16 protein-coding genes are annotated in these 17960 nt (G+C 63.9%); 6 read left to right on the forward strand and 10 right to left on the reverse strand.

Features of this window, described 5'->3' with window-relative positions; genetic code table 11:
- Positions 1 to 13 precede the first annotated feature (13 nt).
- Both HWE01_RS19925 and HWE01_RS19930 read left to right on the forward strand, forming a co-directional pair.
- On the forward strand, positions 14 to 1138 hold the full coding sequence (locus HWE01_RS19925) for a zinc-dependent alcohol dehydrogenase family protein (RefSeq protein WP_008329740.1): 1125 nt from the start codon (positions 14 to 16) through the stop codon (positions 1136 to 1138).
- 53 nt (positions 1139 to 1191) lie between these two features.
- The gene (locus HWE01_RS19930) at positions 1192 to 2217 is read left to right on the forward strand and encodes a TRAP transporter substrate-binding protein (RefSeq protein WP_008329739.1); all 1026 of its coding nucleotides are present in this window, start codon (positions 1192 to 1194) and stop codon (positions 2215 to 2217) included.
- Positions 2218 to 2295: 78 nt separating this feature from the next.
- On the opposite strand, the gene HWE01_RS19935 is transcribed toward HWE01_RS19930, so the two are convergent.
- Together HWE01_RS19935 and argC are read right to left on the reverse strand one after the other, a co-directional pair.
- Positions 2296 to 2523, reverse strand: coding sequence for a hypothetical protein (locus HWE01_RS19935; RefSeq protein WP_050978085.1), 228 nt, complete (start codon positions 2521 to 2523; stop codon positions 2296 to 2298).
- Positions 2524 to 2747: 224 nt separating this feature from the next.
- A complete protein-coding gene (gene argC / locus HWE01_RS19940) occupies positions 2748 to 3680 on the reverse strand; it encodes an N-acetyl-gamma-glutamyl-phosphate reductase (RefSeq protein ID WP_008329736.1) in 933 nt (310 codons plus the stop codon).
- Positions 3681 to 3861: 181 nt separating this feature from the next.
- Here argC and HWE01_RS19945 point away from each other — a divergent pair, with 181 nt between their 5' ends.
- Entirely contained in the window at positions 3862 to 4770 is a 909-nt protein-coding gene (locus tag HWE01_RS19945; protein WP_241822670.1) for a LysR family transcriptional regulator, read from the forward strand.
- Here the strand turns inward: HWE01_RS19945 and HWE01_RS19950 are convergent.
- Positions 4745 to 5497 carry a GNAT family N-acetyltransferase gene (locus HWE01_RS19950; RefSeq protein WP_175344555.1) on the reverse strand — a complete coding sequence of 251 codons (753 nt, stop codon included), beginning with the start codon at positions 5495 to 5497 and terminating at the stop codon, positions 4745 to 4747. The two genes, HWE01_RS19945 and HWE01_RS19950, sit on opposite strands and share 26 nt — an antisense overlap.
- A 109-nt stretch (positions 5498 to 5606) precedes the next feature.
- On the opposite strand from HWE01_RS19950, the gene pdxR reads away from it, so the two are divergent.
- Positions 5607 to 7103 carry a MocR-like pyridoxine biosynthesis transcription factor PdxR gene (pdxR, locus tag HWE01_RS19955; protein WP_008329733.1) on the forward strand — a complete coding sequence of 499 codons (1497 nt, stop codon included), beginning with the start codon at positions 5607 to 5609 and terminating at the stop codon, positions 7101 to 7103.
- Here pdxR and HWE01_RS19960 read toward each other — a convergent pair.
- The 6 genes from HWE01_RS19960 to prfB form a co-directional block, all read right to left on the reverse strand.
- Complete coding sequence (locus HWE01_RS19960) at positions 7069 to 7503, reverse strand: response regulator (RefSeq protein ID WP_175344553.1); 435 nt, start codon at positions 7501 to 7503, stop codon at positions 7069 to 7071. The genes pdxR and HWE01_RS19960 overlap by 35 nt on opposite strands.
- 126 nt (positions 7504 to 7629) lie before the next feature.
- Entirely contained in the window at positions 7630 to 8160 is a 531-nt protein-coding gene (locus HWE01_RS19965; protein ID WP_034350434.1) for a DUF4118 domain-containing protein, read from the reverse strand.
- Positions 8161 to 8278: 118 nt separating this feature from the next.
- Positions 8279 to 9214, reverse strand: a complete 936-nt coding sequence (locus HWE01_RS19970; RefSeq protein WP_008329730.1) for an alpha/beta hydrolase — start codon at positions 9212 to 9214, stop codon at positions 8279 to 8281.
- Positions 9215 to 9637: 423 nt separating this feature from the next.
- Positions 9638 to 10321, reverse strand: a complete 684-nt coding sequence (locus tag HWE01_RS19975; RefSeq protein ID WP_241822671.1) for a glycine zipper 2TM domain-containing protein — start codon at positions 10319 to 10321, stop codon at positions 9638 to 9640.
- A 293-nt stretch (positions 10322 to 10614) separates the two neighbouring features.
- Positions 10615 to 12156, reverse strand: coding sequence for a lysine--tRNA ligase (gene lysS / locus HWE01_RS19980; protein ID WP_008329721.1), 1542 nt, complete (start codon positions 12154 to 12156; stop codon positions 10615 to 10617).
- Positions 12157 to 12232: 76 nt separating this feature from the next.
- Positions 12233 to 13337 (reverse strand): peptide chain release factor 2 gene (gene prfB / locus HWE01_RS19985; protein WP_157174225.1). Its coding sequence is split into 2 segments (ribosomal slippage): positions 12233 to 13255 and positions 13257 to 13337, totalling 1104 coding nucleotides; the frame shifts between segments, so codons are not numbered across the junction.
- Between the two features lie 176 nt (positions 13338 to 13513).
- Between prfB and HWE01_RS19990 the strand changes: the two genes are divergently transcribed.
- Entirely contained in the window at positions 13514 to 15469 is a 1956-nt protein-coding gene (locus tag HWE01_RS19990) for a PhoX family protein (RefSeq protein WP_241822672.1), read from the forward strand.
- 90 nt (positions 15470 to 15559) lie between these two features.
- On the forward strand, positions 15560 to 16288 hold the full coding sequence (locus HWE01_RS19995) for a hypothetical protein (RefSeq protein ID WP_241822673.1): 729 nt from the start codon (positions 15560 to 15562) through the stop codon (positions 16286 to 16288).
- On the opposite strand, the gene HWE01_RS20000 is transcribed toward HWE01_RS19995, so the two are convergent.
- Positions 16230 to 17915 carry a diguanylate cyclase domain-containing protein gene (locus HWE01_RS20000; protein WP_008329714.1) on the reverse strand — a complete coding sequence of 562 codons (1686 nt, stop codon included), beginning with the start codon at positions 17913 to 17915 and terminating at the stop codon, positions 16230 to 16232. The two genes, HWE01_RS19995 and HWE01_RS20000, sit on opposite strands and share 59 nt — an antisense overlap.
- Between the last annotated feature and the right edge of the window lie 45 nt (positions 17916 to 17960).

The following is a 17960-nucleotide window of genomic DNA, read 5'->3' on the forward strand; positions in this document are numbered from 1 at the left end:
GGGAGACGACACCATGAAAATCCAAGCTGCCGTGCTGCGCGAAGTGACCGAGGCGCACCCGTTTGCGCAGAGTCAGCCGCTGAAGATCGAGGAACTTGATCTCGATGGGCCCGGCCCCGGTGAAGTGCTGGTCAGGATGAAGGCGGCCGGCCTGTGCCATTCCGACCTGTCGGTCATCACCGGCGTGCGTCCGCGTCCGGTACCGATGGCCCTGGGCCACGAGGCATCGGCTGAAGTGGTCGAGGTCGGCAGTGGCGTGACCGACCTGCGCGCCGGTGACCTGGTGGTGCTGGTTTTCGTGCCCAGCTGCGGTCACTGCCTGCCCTGCATGGAGGGCCGCCCCGCGCTGTGCGAGCCGGGCGCGGCCACCAATACCATGGGTGAATTGCTCTCCGGTCAGCGTCGCCTGCGTGACCGCACGCAGCACGTGCACCATCACATGGGCGTGTCGGCCTTTGCCGACCATGCGGTGGTCTCGCGCCGCTCCTGCGTGAAGATCGAGGCCGACATCGATCCCGTTCAGGCCGCCCTGTTCGGCTGCGCGGTGCTCACCGGCGTGGGCGCGGCGGTCAATACTGCCGAGGTCAAGGCCGGCACCACGGCTGCCGTGCTGGGGCTGGGCGGCGTGGGCCTGTGCACCCTGCTGGGCGCGCTGGCTTCGGGTGCTCGCGAGGTGATTGCCGTCGACCTGCATGACAGCAAGCTGGAGGTGGCGCGCGCACTGGGGGCCACGGCCACCGTCAATGCCCGCGATCCGGATGCGGTGGAGAAGGTCAAGGCACTCACCAAGGGCGGGGTCGACTATGCCTTCGAAATGGCGGGCTCGGTACAGGCCATGGAAGCGGCCTATCGCATGACCCGCCGCGGCGGCATGACGGTCACCGCCGGTCTGCCGGCACCGAATCAGAACTGGGCGCTGCAGCAGGTCAGCCTGGTGGCCGAGGAACGTACCGTCAAGGGCAGCTACATCGGTTCCTGCGTGCCGGTGCGCGATATCCCGCGCTACATCGGTCTGTACCAGGCCGGCAAGCTGCCGGTGGACAAGCTCATGGGCGAGCGCCTGGCGCTGGCCGATATCAATCGCGGCTTCGATCGCCTGCACAGCGGGGAGGGACTGCGTGACCTGATTGTGTTTTAACGCGAGCGGGTCGAGGTCATCGGCCTGCTTGTATCACCCCGGAGGAGACATCCATGACCATCATCACAATGCGGGCGGCACTGACCGCCTGCGCCTTCGCCTCGTTGAGCCTGTCGGCCACCGCCGCGCTGGCCCAGCAGACCATCGTCATCAAGTTCAGCCACGTGGTAGCCAATGACACGCCCAAGGGCAAGGGCGCGGAGCGCTTCAAGGAACTGGCGGAAAAGGCCACCAACGGCCGCGTCAAGGTCGAGGTCTATCCCAACAGTACCCTCTACAAGGACAAGGAAGAACTGGAGGCCCTGCAACTGGGTTCAGTGCAGATGCTGGCGCCGTCCCTGGCCAAGTTCGGGCCGCTGGGCGCCAAGGAATTCGAGGTCTTCGATCTGCCCTACATCTTCCCCAACAAGACCGTGTTGAAGCGTGTCACCGAAGGACCGATCGGACAGGGACTGTTCCAGAAGCTGGAGAGCAAGGGGATCAAGGGCCTGGCCTACTGGGATAACGGCATGAAGGTGATGACGGCCAACCGTCCGCTGCACAAGGTGGCGGACTTCCGGGCGCTGAAGATGCGCATCCAGTCCTCCAAGGTGCTGGACGAACAGTTCCGCGCGCTCAAGGCCAATCCGCAGGTGCTGGCGTTTTCCGAGGTCTATCAGGCCATGCAGACCGGCGTGGTCGATGGCAGCGAGAATACGCCCTCCAACATCTATACGCAGAAGATGCACGAAGTGCAGTCCGACCTGACGGTCTCGGACCACGGTTACATCGGCTATGCGGTGATCGTGAACAAGAAGTTCTGGGAAGCCCTGCCAGCCGACGTGCGCGGCCAGCTGGAGGGCGCCATGAAGGAAGCGACGGAGTATGCCAACACCATCGCCCAGAAGGAAAATGATGATGCCCTGGCCGCCATCAAGGCCAGCGGCAAGACCAGGGTCTATACCTTGAGCGAGGCAGAAAAAGCCGAATGGCGGCGCGCCTTGCTGCCGGTGCACAAGAGCATGGCCTCGCGCGTGGGACAGGATCTGATTGACGCGATCTACAAGGAAAGCGAGGCCGCGGGCGTGAAGATGAACTGAGCGACTGACCGGTGGGCTTGCCCGGCGGCCTGCAGCGATGCAGGCCGTTTTTCATGATGCGGAGGCGGGCCGGAAACCTTATTTCTTCTTGCGCTCGCGCACGTATTGTTCGGCGGCGGTGACGGCATTCTGCAGGGCTTCCATCTTGGAGTTGCCCGGCTTGAAATCGCCGAATTCATGCGTGGTGCGATCCGGGAAGTCGATATGGACGAACGCCGTCCATTTGCCATCGGTACGCAATACGGGAGTCAGTTTGATGGTCGCGTCAAGATACTTGCACGCGATGGCGCCTAAGGTGGTGGACATCTTGCTTCGAAGCGGGGCGGCGGCGGGTGCTTGCCAGTCCGTCGCCTGCAGGTTGTGTGGCAAATCGAACCGGCATGATGCCACAGCCTGTCCATTCCTGCCTTGTCCGCAACGTCGGCTTTACGCGATTTTACGAGTCTTCCGCTTGACGATGAGCCGGGCCTTGTGGTTTGGGCTTGTTCGTCAAGCGTCTTGAAATGATGGGCTTGTAAAAAAGATGCGAGTCAGCGAGCGCCCAGCAGCAGGTCCAGGTTTTGCACGGCGGCACCGGAGGCACCCTTGCCGAGGTTGTCGAACACCGCGCACAGCAGAATGTGGCCCGCCGTCGCGTTGCCGAAGACCCCCAGTGTCATGTCGTTGCTGTTGTTGTGGCGGGTCGGGTCGAGCCGGGTGGTGGCCGCGCTTTGCTCTGCATCCAGCACCGTGACGTGGCGCGCACCGGCGTAATGCGCCTGCAGCGTTGTGCGCAGGCTCTCCAGCGTGGCCTGGGGCGGCAGCAGACGGGTCTGCAGGGCGATGGACAACACGATGCCCTGCCTGAAGGCGCCGTAGCTGGGCACGAACACCGGACGTTGCGACAGGCCCGCGTGCAGCTGCATCTCGGGCGGATGCTTGTGTGCCAGGCCCAGTCCGTAGAGCACGAAGGGCGCGGCCTGGGCGGCATCAGGACCTTCGTATTGCTCGACCTGGGCGCGTCCGCCACCGGAATAACCGGAGACGGCATGGATGGCCAGCGGGTAGTCGGCCGGCACCAGTGCTGCCTGCACCAGCGGGCGCAGCAAGGCGATGGCGCCGGTCGGATAGCAGCCGGGATTGGTCACGCGCTGTGCGTTGGCAATGGCCTGCGGCTGTGTCGTCGACAGTTCGGGGAAACCATAGACCCAGCCGGGGCTGGTGCGATGAGCCGAGCTGGCGTCGATCACGCGCACCCGGGGATTCTCGATCAAGGTGATGGCCTCGCGGGCGGCGTCGTCCGGCAGGCACAGCAGGGCGATGTCGGCGCTGTTGAGGGCCTCGGCGCGACGCCGCGCATCCTTGCGCTCGGCAGCCGGCAGGGTCAGGATGCGCAGGTCATGGCGGCCACGCAGGCGCTCATGGATCTGCAGGCCGGTCGTGCCTTGGTCGCCATCGATGAAGATCAGGGGAAGTGTGCTCACGGTTTGCTCCAATGCAGGGAAAGGCGCCGAAATCGAACGGCCGACGCTTGCCGAAGACTGCATGTTGAAGCGGATCGTATAATTGGAAAAGTTGAATATTCTAAAGAGTTCGTTCAGCTTTCCTGAACGTCCACTGAACGTGATCTTTTGAACGTGATCTTTTTCTGTCGGGAGTCATGCGATGCGTGAATTGAGCCTGGATCGCCTGCGTACCCTGGTGGCCATCGCCGACCTGGGTTCCTTTGCCGCTGCCGCGCGCGAGTTGCACCTGGCACCGCCCACGGTGAGCCTGCACATCAGCGAGCTGGAAGAGCGCATCGGTGCGCCGCTGCTGTTGCGCCAGCGCAGCCAGGTGCGGCCATCGGGCATTGGCGCCACCCTCATCGTCCGCGCCCGGCAATTGCTGGCCGCAGCTGATCAGGCGCTGGAAGAAGTAGGGCGGCAGGTGCTGGGGCTGGCCGGGCGCGTACGATTGGGCGCCTCCACCGGCGCCATTGCCACGCTGCTGCCGCAGGTACTGGAACGGCTGGGGCAACGTCATCCGGATATCGACGTGCAGATCCACATTCTGACCTCGCAGGAAACCTTGTCGCAGCTGCACGAAGGGCTGCTCGACATCGGCCTGGTGGCGCTGCCGCAATCACCCGTCCAGGGGCTATGCGTCAAGCCCTGGCGGCGCGATCCGGTGATGGCCTTCCTGCCGGCGGCCTGGCAGGTGCCGCGACTGGTCACGCCCGGCTGGCTGGCCGCGCAGCCGCTGATTTTGAATGCACCCGAAACACGGCTCTCGCGCCTGACCACGGAATGGTTCGCGGGGGCCGGGGAAGCACCGGTGGCGCGCATCCAGCTCAATTTCAACGATGCCATCAAGAGCCTGGTGGCCGCCGGTTATGGCGCCACGCTCTTGCCGCACGAGGCCAGCGCGAAAGGCCGGCCCGTGCTGCTGGATCCGCGCATCGTCATGCGACCGCTGCGACCGGCGCTGTGGCGCCCCCTGGGCATTGCCCACCGCGCCAGCCAGCTCGAACCGGCCACGTGCCATGTGCTGGAGGCGCTGTGGGAACTCAAGCAGTTGAAGACATCGCGTTGACGGGCGCGAGTGCAGCGCGCGTCAGGGCGGAGAGCGACTGGCGCTGCTGTCCCCTGGTATCGAAATTTTCATCATCCAGCCACTGTTCGAAGGCCCGGCGCAGGGCTGGCCATTCGCTGTCGATGATGGAGAACCACGCCGTATCGCGGCTGCGGCCACGATAAACGATGGCCTGACGGAACACGCCCTCGAAGCGGAAACCCAGACGCTGCGCCGCCGCGCGCGAGGGCGCATTGAGGCTGTCGCATTTCCATTCGTAGCGGCGATAGCCGAGGTCTTCGAAGACATGGCGCATCAGCAGGTAATGCGCTTCGGTGGCCATGCGGCTGCGTTTGAGACGCGCTGACAGTGCGATGTGGCCGACCTCGATGACGCCATGTACCGGTTCGATGCGCATGAGTGCCAGGGTGCCGATCGCTTCGCCGCTGGCCAGGTCGATCACGGCATGATGCAGCGGGTCCTGCGTGGCCTGCATCTGCTCGGCCTGCTGACGATAGCTGGCGGCATCAGCGAAGGGGCCGCTCATCATGTAGGTCCAGTCGCGCCCGTCCGGGGCGGTGGCAAAGGCGGCGTACAGTTGTCCGGCGTGGCGGGCTGCATCCAGAGGCTCGAGCCGGCAGCTGCGGCCTTGCAGGGTCTGGCCGTCGGGACGTGGACGCGGCTGCCAGTCGGGCAGGGCGGGGCCGATGGCTTGCTGGTATTCATTGGTGCGGGGGAGATCAGTCATGGTTGCTTTCGTGGCGGGTGTGAACAGACCCTGGCACGATAGCGTTTTCGTGGCATCATCAAAAGTGCCACAGGATACTCATTTGATGGAGCCACGAAAGCACCTTGCCATGCCTCTTTCCCTGTTGTCTTCCCCGCTCGACCTCAGTGCCGGTTCCATGTCGCGCCAGCAGCAATTGCTGGCGCGCTTCAAACGCGCCATTCTTGGCGGCCAGTTGCCGCCGGGCAGCCGCCTGCCCTCCACCCGCAGCCTGTGCGAGCAGTTGCAGGTAGCGCGCAATACGGTGCTGGCGGTGTACGAGCAACTGACGGCCGAAGGTTATGCCGAAGCGGATCGACAAGGAACCCGGGTGGCGACGCTGCTGGCGATGCCTGCCGGTATCCGCGCCGAACCGTCGGTAGCACGCCAGGACCGTCAGCGGCCATCACGCCGGGTCAGTGCGATCAAGTCCACGCGTGATGCCGGTGACCGTGCCCTGCCGCTGACACCGGGCATGCCGGCCCTGAACCGGTTTGCGCTCAATGCCTGGCTGCGCGCGCAGGAGCGCGCCCTGAAGCGGGCAGGGCCGATGGCGCTGGCCTATGGCGAAGCGCTCGGTGAACCGGCCCTGCGCGAAGCCATTGCGCAATATCTGCGGGTGGCGCGCGGGGTGCGATGCGAAGCGGGGCAGGTGGTGGTGACCGAAGGCGCACAAGGGGCCCTGTCGCTGTGCGTGCGGCTATTCGCCAATCCCGGCGAGCGCGCCTGGGTGGAAGATCCCGGCTATGGCGGGGTGCTTGCAGCCTTCCATTCAGGCGATATGAAGATTCGTTCCATGCCGGTCGACGACGAGGGCATCCTGATTGCCGATCGGGACTGGCGTTGGCCGCCCCGGCTGATCCATGTGACGCCTTCGCACCAATATCCGACCGGCGCGGTATTGTCGCTGGCGCGACGTCTGGCGCTCATCGCGCGGGCGCGTGAGCATGGCTGCTGGATCATCGAGGACGACTACGACAGTGACTTCTGCCATCACGGCCACCCCATCCCTGCCATGCAGGGGCTGGTGCCGGAGGCGCCGGTGCTGTACGTGGGAACCTTCAGCAAGACGCTGTTTCCGGGCTTGCGGATCGGTTTTCTGATCTTGCCGGCCTCGGTGGGGGAGGACACCTGGCGCGCGCTGGCCGAAATGTTGCGCGGCGGGCACAGGCTGGAACAACTGGCGCTGGCGGAGTTCATGGCGGGTGGCCAGTTCGCGCGCCACCTGGGCCGCATGAAACGGCTCTATCGTGAACGCCAGCAGGCCTTGCGGGCCGCCTTGCAGACCCATTTGCCGGGGCTGGACATCTCGGGCGGCGCCAGCGGCCTGCACCTGACGCTGCGGTTGCCACCGGGTTGTGCCGATACCGCAGTCAGCGCGGCGGCGCGCGCCGCAGGAATGAACGTGGGGGCGCTGTCCTCGTTTTCAGCAGGACCGCCACAGGCTCGCCACAACGGGCTGGTGATCGGTTACGGCAATACGTCCGAAGAGCAATACGATGCGCTGATCCGGCGCCTGGCCGGGATCGTCAGGCGCACTCTGCGCCATCAGATCAGAGCGTGGCAGGCTGACGCAGGCGCTGCTTGACGCAGCGCGTGACGAGGTCCATGTAATCGGCGGCGCGCGCGGGCTTGGCGGCATACCAGATGCGGCTGTCCTGCTCCTGTGCGAAATCGGCGGACATCGGTGCGGCCGTGAAGAGCACCAACGGAATCTGCGCCAGTTGCTGGTAGATGCACAGGGTGCGCAGCAATTCATAGCCTTCGGTGCCGGAAAAGCTGCGTGGATCGAGCAGGATCAAGGCCGGGAGATCCTTGCTGCGGCACAGGGCCTTGGTCAGCAGGGACGCATTGGCCAGCTCGGCATCATCGAACCATGCGAACTGGCAGGGCAACTGGCTGCGCCAGATGGCAAAGCGGGCGGTTTCGATGGCGTCCAGGTCGGCATCGACGACGAGTACGCGGGGCAGGTGATGAGTCAGGGACATGGCAGCCTCCTTGCTGGGATGGCACCATCTTAGGAGAGTCGGGCGACGGGGACTATCAGGGGCTTCCTGATGCTTCCTGATGCTCTGCGGTGGAGACGGGGACCGTCAATGCCCGGCCAGGGCAGTTCAGCTCATTTCAGCTCGACTGCCTTCGCCGGGGCTGGTTTCGAACTGTCTGGCGTATTCGGCACGGCGCGCCTGGTCCGATTCGATGAGCAGGCGGTAACGGGTTTCGGATACGCGCTGCTGGAGCACGGCGGCATAGCGCTCGCGCTGCAGCCATTCAATGATGATCGAGGCGGTGGCGACGATGACGATGTAGACCAGGATCAGGAAGATATCCTTGTCGTTCAATCCATCCATCGTATAGAAGGGCTTGCGGAAGAAGAACATCGCCGTGGGAATGCTCACGGCCAGCAGGCCCAGGGAATAGAGATAGCCGAACAGATAGCTCATCACGATGCAGTTGACGGAGAAAAACAGCATCGACAGCGCCTCATCCACAAACGGTGCCAGCGCATAGCGCAGTCCGAATGCAGCCACGAAGCCGACGGTACAGACGTACACTGGCCGGAACCCCTGCGGGCGCCAGCTCTTGGCATTCTTGAGTCGGATCAGGCTCATGATGGTCTTGGAGTGGGGGCGTGTGGTATCCATCTTGGTTCACATTGCTCGATGCTGCAATGGGCTCATGTTAAGAATGTAAGAATGCGGGTCTGTCAAATGGCGGATCGGCGGCAGGCAGCGTGGATCAGCGGTTTTTCTGCATATCCACTCAGTGCCGTCTGTCTTTGAGCGGCGAGGAGTGGGCGAGATACTTGCGGTTCATCTCGTTGCCGTGGATCTCGATGCTGCGCTTGATGAACATCACGGTTTCATTGGTGACGATCTCGCGTTCATTGTCCACGGTGATGATGTGATAACAGTCACCCAGCCAGACGACCTTGCGTATCTCGGCATTGATGTGCTGCAGGATCACTTCGGCATTGCGCGGCGAGGCGGTTTCATCGTCGATGGAATGAATGATCAGGGTATCGGTACGCACCAGCGGCAGCGACTTGCGCACGAAGGCGATCATGCGCAGGGCCGCGCGCAGGTGGCGTGCCGGGATGGAGGCAGCGCCCACGGCGGCGACGCCATCCTTCTCCAGCGCGGCGGCCACGCGACGACGCATTTCGAAGTTCTTGATGCCGTAGGGTTCGCTTTCCTTGTAGGACCAGTCGCGCACGCCCATGTCATAGACCACGGTGAGCAGCTTCCAATACCAGGGCACCGACCAGCCGTCATACTGGAGCACCGGCGAGAGCAGCACCACCGACAGCAGCTCCTTGCTGCGCGCCGCCACCGCCAGGGCCAGCGTGGCGCCCATGGACAGGCCGCACAGCGAGACGGTGCGGAATTCTTCCTTCAGGCGCGCCACCCGGCTCTCGACCACGGCGCACCAGTCTTCCCAGTCGGGGGAGACGCGGGGATTGGTCAGGGCCGCGGAATAATTGTCGATGTTCAGGGCAATGACGGTGCAGCCGGCCTTCTTCAACTGCTTGGGGATGGAGCCCATTTCCAGCTGCGAACCGCACAGGCCGTGCAGCAGGATGACGGCGTGGTCCTTGTGGGGGCCACCTGGTCTTTCTTCAGTATGCCGCTGGGCAGCGTCGTTGTCCGGCAATGGGCTGGCCGGACGGATGGTTTCTGTGGATGACTGTGAGTCCATAAATCTTCAAACGCTTTTCGCGCCCCGTCGGCGCGGCCTGGCGAATCGTTCGCCCCCCGTTCAGTACGAGTAAGCGGGTCGACGCTTGAGCGCGTTCTGTTTCCCGGCTACTAACTCCGCTGGCGTCCAGGCGGATGACTTTTTGCGGAAGTCTAACTGCCTCGACAAAATGTTGCCAGCGTTTATCACCTGCATCCCCACGATGGCCGCACGAGGGTGGCCTGACATGCCATCCGGCAGGAATGTGACAATGTGATGTCAGCATAACGTTGTAAAGCCGCAATCGGTGCACAAACCTTCATATATTGCACTAAAGGGCGAGATGCGGGCCCCCATCGGGTGCGGGGAAAACGAAAAAGCCCTTCGAGGCGAGTCGAAGGGCTTGCGGCCGGTGTAGCGGGGCAAGATAAATGCCGTCGGGCATCAGCCTCGGCCTTCCAGGCGGCCATTGACTACGCGCACCTGGTCGCCGACGCGCCAGTTTTCGCTGGTTTGCGGGAAGCTGCGGGTCTTGCCGTTTTCCATGCGTACGTCGACGACGTAGCTGGTGGTGGCGCGCACGTTCTTTTCTACCTCGTTACCGGCATAGCCGCCGCCGACGGCGCCAGCGATGGTGGCCAGGGTACGGCCGGTGCCGCCGCCGATCTGGTTGCCCAGCAGGCCACCGACCACGGCTCCCCCGGCGATGCCCACGCCGCTGGTGGGGGCGGTATGGCGCACGGTACGTACGCCCACCACTTCACCGCAGCTGCTGCAGACGGCCGGGGCGCGCTGGGCCACCGGAGCTGCCGCCTGGGCCGGGTAGGCGCCAGGCTGTGGCTGGTAGGAAGTCGATTGCGGTGCGCGCTGTTGCGCCAGCTCTTGCTGGCCCTGGCCCGCTTGACCCGCCTGCTCCAGAGCGGCGACCTGTTGCGGCGAATTGGCACTCTTGGAGCTGGGCAGCAGACCGGTCATGGCGGCCACGCCGATCAGGCTGACCAGGATGACGGCCACCGAGGCGCCGGCCACCAGCGGATGGATACGACCGGAGGAAGCCGGCTGGGCGGGCTGGGTCAGGGCATTGTTGCTGGCGTTCGGGTGCTGGGGGGTATTGGCATTGGTTTCCATGTTGACCTCTCTAGTTGTTCTGTTGTCGTTGATGAGTGGATGACTGGATTATGGAGTGGTCATGAGCCAAAAAAAATCCCGATTCTGTGTCAGTTGTAAGGACTTGTAATCCTGCAACAGTCATGCTGGGTGTGGCTTTGCGGCAAACCAGGATGGTCTTGCAAGGGGGGGAGGGGACAGGCGGGGCAATGCGGGGAGGCTTGGGTTGCGCATCCGGGGAGCGGGATGCGCAGGCGGGCTGGTCAGGCAGAGGGGAGACGGCGGCGGGATGCGCCATCTCCCTGCTGCAAGGATCAGTCTTCGCGACGCAGGTGCGGGAACAGGATCACGTCGCGGATGTTGGGCGAGTCGGTAATGAGCATCATCAGGCGATCGATGCCGATGCCGCAGCCACCGGCCGGGGGCATGCCATATTCCAGGGCGCGGATGTAGTCGGCGTCGTAATACATGGCTTCTTCGTCACCGGCATCCTTGGCCGCGACCTGGGCCTGGAAGCGGGCAGCCTGGTCTTCGGCGTCATTCAGCTCGGAGAAGCCATTGGCGATCTCACGGCCGGTGATGAAGAGCTCGAAGCGCTCGGTGATGCCGGCCACCGTGTCGGAGGCGCGCGCCAGCGGCGAAACTTCAACCGGGTAGTCGATGATGTAGGTCGGGTTCCACAGTTGCGACTCGGCCGTCTCTTCGAACAGCGCCAGTTGCAGCGCACCGATGCCGGCGCCGGCCAGCGGGGCCTGGTCGGTCTTGACACCGAACTTCTTCAGTTCGGTACGCAGGAAGTCGATGTCGGCCAGTTGCGTCTCGGTGTAGTTCGGGGCGTACTTCAGGATCGCGCCGGTGATGGTCAGGCGGTCGAAGGGCTTGGACAGGTCCAGCTCGCGGCCCTGGTAGGTCAGCACGGCAGTGCCGTGGGCGTCGATGGCGGCCTGGCGGATCACCTGTTCGGTGAAGCCCATCAGCCACTGGTAATCCACGTAGGCGGCGTAGAACTCCATCATCGTGAATTCGGGATTATGACGTGGCGAGACACCTTCGTTGCGGAAGTTGCGGTTGATCTCGAAGACACGCTCGAAGCCGCCCACCACCAGGCGCTTCAGGTACAGCTCGGGGGCGATGCGCATGAACATCTGCATGTCCAGCGCATTGTGATGGGTGATGAAGGGCTTGGCCGCCGCGCCGCCCGGGATCGGGTGCAGCATCGGGGTTTCCACTTCCATGAAGCCGTTGGTCTCCATGAAGCGGCGGATCGACGACATCGCGGCGGTACGCGCCTTGAAGGTGCGGCGGGTCTCTTCGCTCATGATCAGGTCGACGTAGCGCTGGCGATACTTCATTTCCTGGTCGGCCAGGCCGTGGAACTTGTCCGGCAGCGGGCGCAGCGACTTGGTGATGAGCTTGAGCCTGGTGACCTTGATGGACAGTTCGCCGGTCTTGGTCTTGAAGAGCGTACCCTCGGCACCCAGGATGTCGCCCAGGTCATAGTGCTTGAAGGCGGCCATGGCTTCTTCGCCGGTGACGTCGCGGGTCACGTAGAGCTGGATGCGGCCATCGGCGCGCAGGCCCGAGGCATCCTGCAGGGTGGCGAAGGCGGCCTTGCCCATGACCCGCTTCAACATCATGCGGCCGGCGACGGTGACGGTGACCGGCTCGGCTTCCAGGGCCTCATTCTCGAAGCCGTCGTATTTCGCATGCAGGTCGGCGGCGTTGTTGGCCGGACGGAAATCGTTGGGGAAGGCGATGCCCTGTTCGCGGATCGCCGCCAGCTTGGCGCGGCGCTCGGCGATGATGCTGTTCTCGTCGGCTGCCGGCTGGGCGGCGGGGGTGTTTTGCGTGGTCATGGTTGGAATTCTTGAAGGTTGAACGGTCGGATCAGCATGAGCCGGCCGCGCGGCAAGGCCGCGCGGCCGCTGCGGATCAGACGCCCTGTTTCAGCGAGGCCGCGATGAAGTCGTCGAGGTCGCCATCGAGGACGGCCTTGGTATTGCCGGTTTCGAAGTTGGTGCGCAAGTCCTTGATGCGGGACTGGTCCAGCACGTAGGAGCGGATCTGGTGGCCCCAGCCGACGTCGGTCTTGGAGTCTTCCAGCTTCTGCTGCTCGCTCATGCGCTTGCGCAGTTCCAGTTCGAACAGCTTGGCGCGCAGCATGTCCCAGGCTTCGGCCCGGTTGCGGTGCTGGCTGCGGTCGTTCTGGCATTGCACGACGATGCCCGACGGCGCGTGCGTCAGGCGCACGGCGGAGTCGGTCTTGTTGATGTGCTGACCACCGGCACCGGAAGCGCGGTAGGTATCGACACGCACGTCGGCCGGGTTGATCTCGATCTCGAAGGATTCATCCACTTCGGGGTAGACGAAGAGACTGGAGAAGGAGGTATGGCGGCCATTGGACGAGTCAAAGGGCGACTTGCGCACCAGACGGTGCACGCCGGTTTCGGTACGCAGGAAGCCATAGGCATATTCGCCTTCGACCTTGATGGTGGCGGTCTTGATGCCGGCCACTTCACCGTCGGACTGTTCCAGGATCTCGGCCTTGAAGCCCTTGCGTTCGCAATAGCGCAGGTACTGGCGCAGCAGCATGGAAGCCCAGTCCTGGGCTTCGGTACCGCCGGCACCGGCCTGGATGTCGATGAAGCAGTTGTTGGCGTCCATGGGGCCGCTGAACATGCGGCGGAATTCCATTTCTTCCACCAGCTTCTTCAGGTTCTCGGCATCGGCCTCGATGGCGATGATGGTGTCCTCGTCCTTTTCCTCGCGCGCCATCTCGAACAGGTCACGCGCATCGGTGAGTTCGCTGTCGATCTTGACGAGGGTGTGAACGATCGCTTCCAGCGATTTCTTTTCCTTGCCGAGGTCCTGGGCCCGCTTCTGGTCATTCCAGACGTTGGGGTCTTCCAGTTCGGCGTTGACTTGTTCGAGTTTCTCCGACTTCACATCGAAGTCAAAGATACCTCCGAAGCTCGGTGGCACGGGTGGCCAGGTCGTCGAGCAAGGATTGGAGGGAATTGAGGCGTTCTGCTTCCATGATGGTTTCTTTTGCGATCAAACCTCGAATTATACAAGAGGAGGAGGGCAGTTTCACCCCCGTCACGCGCCTGTCATTTTCCCTCGCTACCATCGGCGCGCTTGTTTGACTGACAAAATCCTGACAGCGGCGCCCGGCGCTGCCTGCCATCTGCTAGCCAATACGGAGAACCTTCGATGAGACAGCCTGCCCCCACCGCTACCCAATCCGACGTTGATCAGCCGCAATCCGGCCGCCGCAACCTGCTCAAGGCGCTGGGCGCCGCACCCCTGCTGCCGCTGACCGGCGGCCTGTCGGCCTCGGCCCTGCTGGCGGCCTGCGCCACCCCCGGCGCGGGCAAGCCCTTTGCCTCGGCGCGCTTCACCGGCATGCCGGCTCCGACCATGGCCAATCCGGCCGCGATGGCCACCACCACCGTCGGCTCTGCCCTGGAAGTGACCTTTGCCGATGGCAGCAAACAGAGTTACAAGCTGGCCTATCAACCCTTCTTCATGACCGGCGACATGGTGCCCGACGGAAAGGGCGGCACTATTCTCGCCGGCGGCTACCTCGACATCAACAATCAGCCCATCATCGACCGTTCGGTGCCGGGCAAGGAGCGCCAGTTCTATTCCGACTGCCCGGACGGCTCTTCGTTGCTGACCGTGGCCGGTGCCAAGGTGCCGGGCGTGAAGGGCAATGCGGTATTTGCCGTGGTGCAATTCGAATACACCACCCGTGACCAGAAGCAGGCCGCCATGTACGGCCAGCTGCCGTCGCCCATCGCCGTGCTGACGCTGGACCAGGACCCGTCCTCGGGCAAGCTGTCGCTGGTGCAGTACCACAATGTCGATACCTCCCAGGTCAACGGTCTGTGGATCACCTGCGGCGCCAGCCTGTCGCCCTGGAATACGCACCTGTCGTCGGAAGAATATGAACCGGATGCCTCGGCCATCGCCTCCAACCCGCAATTCAAGGCCTTCAGCAAGAATCTGTATGGCGACGAGAACCGCGCCAATCCCTACCACTACGGCCACCTGCCGGAAGTGACCGTCCACCCCGACGGCACCGGCTCCATCAAGAAGCACTACTGCCTGGGCCGCATCTCGCACGAGCTGGTGCAGGTCATGCCGGACCAGCGCACCGTGTTGATGGGCGACGACGCCACCAATGGTGGCCTGTTCATGTTCATCGCTGACCGTGCTGCCGACTTGTCGTCGGGCACGCTCTACGTGGCGCGCTGGGAGCAGGTCTCGGGCGTCGGTCCGGGCGCCGGCAAGTTGTCCTGGGTGCGCCTGGGCAGCGCCACCAGCGCCGAAGTCAAGGCCATGGCAGACCGCTACAAGGCCGCCGACATCATGGACATCCGCACCACTGATCCGGCCGACGGTTCCTTCTCCAAGATCCCGTTCAACGGCAAGTTCAACTGGGTGCGCGTCAAGCCGGGCATGCAGAAGGCCGCGGCCTTCCTTGAAACCCACCGCTATGCGGCACTCGCCGGTGGCAGCCTGGGCTTCACCAAGATGGAAGGCACGACCGTCAACGCGCAGGACAAGATCGCCTATTCGGCCATGTCCTACATCCAGACCTCGATGCTCAATGGCTCCGGTCACATCAAGGTCGCCGGGCCCCGGGCCGGCGCCGTGTACGCCCTGAACCTGCGCGGTGGCCAGCGCGATACCGGCGGCAATGTCATCGACAGTGAATGGGTCGCCATCGACATGGCCCCGCCGGCGGCCCTGGTGGGCGTAGACCTGAAGACACCGGATGCCCTCGGCAACCTGGCCGATCAGGAGCACATTGCCAATCCGGACAACATCAAGTTCTCCGAGAAGCTCCGGACCTTGTTCATCGGCGAAGACAGCGGCATGCACGTCAACAACTTCCTGTGGGCCTACAACGTCGATACCAAGGCGCTCACCCGCGTACTGTCCTGCCCGGCCGGTGCCGAATCGACCGGCCTGCACGCCGTCGATGAGATCAACGGCTGGACCTACGTGATGAGCAATTTCCAGCACGCCGGCGACTGGGAAAAGGGCTTGCACGACAAGGTCAAGGACACCCTCGACCCGCTGGTACGCGCCAACTACAAGGATCGCTTCGGTGCCACGGTCGGCTATCTGACTGGTTTGCCGCATACCGGAAAGGCCTGATGTGAAGTAAAAGGTTTCACCCCGAAGCGGGCGGACGGAACGCATTCTGCTAGGATCAGGCCCTATCAGCTCGTTTCGTGCCGCCTGCCGATGACCAGAAAGCTGTTTTTTCTCCTGCCGCCCCTGCTGTGCCTCGCACTGCTGGCCGGGTGCGCCTCGACACCCGCCCCGCATGGCGAAGTCAAGGGCGCCCAGGCCAGTTCACGCGAGATGGGCCAATCCGACAGCAACCGCGTGGCTACCCTGGCCATGCGGGCCAATCTCGACAGTCTCTACCTGCTGATGTCCAAGCTGTATCGGCGCAATCCGGCCGAATGGAAAAAGACTGCGGCCAGCCGCGACGAGGCCGAGCAGAAGGTGCGCCAGGCCATCGAACAGCGCCAGGCCTGGCCGGAACTGCAGGGCAAGCGCGATATCGAGGCCATGACGCTGGCCTTGTCGCCGGAGTTCAAGGGGGATAGGGTCGCGGCCTTCATCGATGCCACCGCCGACATGATCATCGTGGCGCATGGCAACAAGATTGAATTCTTCCTGGTCGACGGGCTCGATGCCCAGCGTCTCTACAACGCTGCCCGCAATGTGGAGATCGCCGCCTGGATCCTCTCCAGTCGCCGCCATGCCAGCGGTGCGCCCTTGCTGCTGTCCGACGAGATCGGCAGCCAGGTACGCAATCTGAGTTTCGAACGTGAATTCGGCAAGATCGTCGGCCGCCTGGACCTGATGGCCGAATTCATGACCGAGCGCTATCGCCGTGCCGGCATCAGCTATGTGCAGAACCTGTTGGGCGGGTCATTCCTGCAGTTCCTGCCGGTACGTTGAGTTCGTCGGCCACCGTCGGCCGTGCCGGGGCAATCACGTAGCAGCCACGGCCGTTGCCCTTGGCGGCATACATGGCCTTGTCGGCCGCCTGCAGCAGGCTGTCGGCGTCACAGCTGCCGTCACACACGGCGATGCCCACCGACACGCCCAGCTGATAGTCTCCCTGCGCCAGGTGCAGCGGTTCCGAGACCACCTTGATACATTTTTCGGCCAGCACCTGCGCGCCCTGTTCGTAGGGCTGGCCGAGATCGGTAATGAGCAGCACGAATTCATCCCCGCCCACGCGCGCCAGGGTATCGCCGTGGCGGGCCACCTGGCGCAGGCGCCGTGTGACTTCCTGCAGCACCAGGTCGCCGGCCTTGTGGCCGAGGGTATCGTTGATCGGTTTGAAACCGTCCAGATCCAGGAACAGCAGCGCCACACCATTGCGTTCGCGGCAGGCGTGGGTGAGCGCCGCCTCCATCCGTTCGGCCAGCATCATGCGGTTGGGCAGGCCGGTCAGCACGTCGTGATGGGCCTGATGTTGCAGTTCGGCCTGGTGCAGCTTCAGGCGGGAGAGCAGCCCATTGAAGGCCATGGTGAGGTGGCCGACCTCATCGCGCCGCTCCACCGGCAGCGGCGACAGCGGCAGCTCGCCGCGCGTCATGCGGTCGGCCAGGGCGGCGGCACGGCGCAGCGGACGGAAGAACCACAGGTAGGCCAGCACCACCAGCGCAACCACCATGACCCCCTGGATCAGTCCGCCGCGTCCGATCAGGGCGCGGGTGCGGGCGACCGTGGGCAGGGCATCGGCCAGCGGCAGCGTCACCGCCACCAGCCAGCTGGTACCGGGCACCGAGGAAAAGGCTTTGATTTCACTGACCCCATTGGCCGCCACGTCCACGCCATTGCCACGGTATCCCTGCTGCAGGGCCTGGTCCATCAGCTTGTCCTGGCCCACGGGAGGCAAGCGGGTATAGACCAGGGCCTCGTCACTGGAGGCGATGATCAAGCGCTGGTTGGGCGCAATGAGCAGGAAACTGCCGGTCGGCCCCAGTCTGGCCCGTTGCAGGTGATCGAGGAAGCCCGGCGCAGTCAGTTCGGTGCTGCCGCCCAGTACCCCCACGATCCGGCCCTCGGCATTGCGCAGCGGCGTCATGATCGCAAGGATGGGTTTGCCGCTGGCCGGGCTGGTCAGGGGCGGGCAGATCACGGTGGCGCCCTGCATGACGCGTTCGAAATCGGGGTACCGGGTCAGCGACAGGGCGCGGCGGCCGTTGAGCGTAGGGTAGTCGACGACGATCATGCCGTTGGTGTCGGCCACGAAGAGCCCTTGCGCAAACAGCGGCTGCAATTCCTGGTGCTCCTGCAGCCAGGTGTACAGTCCTGCGCGGTCTGCCGGCATCGCCGCCGGCAGGTGGCGGGCCAGGCGTTCCAGGTAGTGCGCCCGCTCCTGTACGCGGTACCCGATGTCCTCGGCCAGATAGCTGGCGATGGTGCTTTGCTGGTCGGCTGCGACCTGGGCTTGTTCCTTTTCCAGAAAGTCGATCAGGATGTAGTAGCGCATGAAGGCGCTGACCACGATCAGCAGGAGGCCGAAGAGGACGAGTCGAGACACCAGGCTGCAATGGATGCGCTTGAGCTTCATTCAGGGATTTGATGTTGTTGTTTTTGCTCGGAGCGCCCTTGTTGC

The organism is Herbaspirillum sp. C7C8, assembly GCF_022627875.1.
Lineage (GTDB): Bacteria > Pseudomonadota > Gammaproteobacteria > Burkholderiales > Burkholderiaceae_D > Herbaspirillum.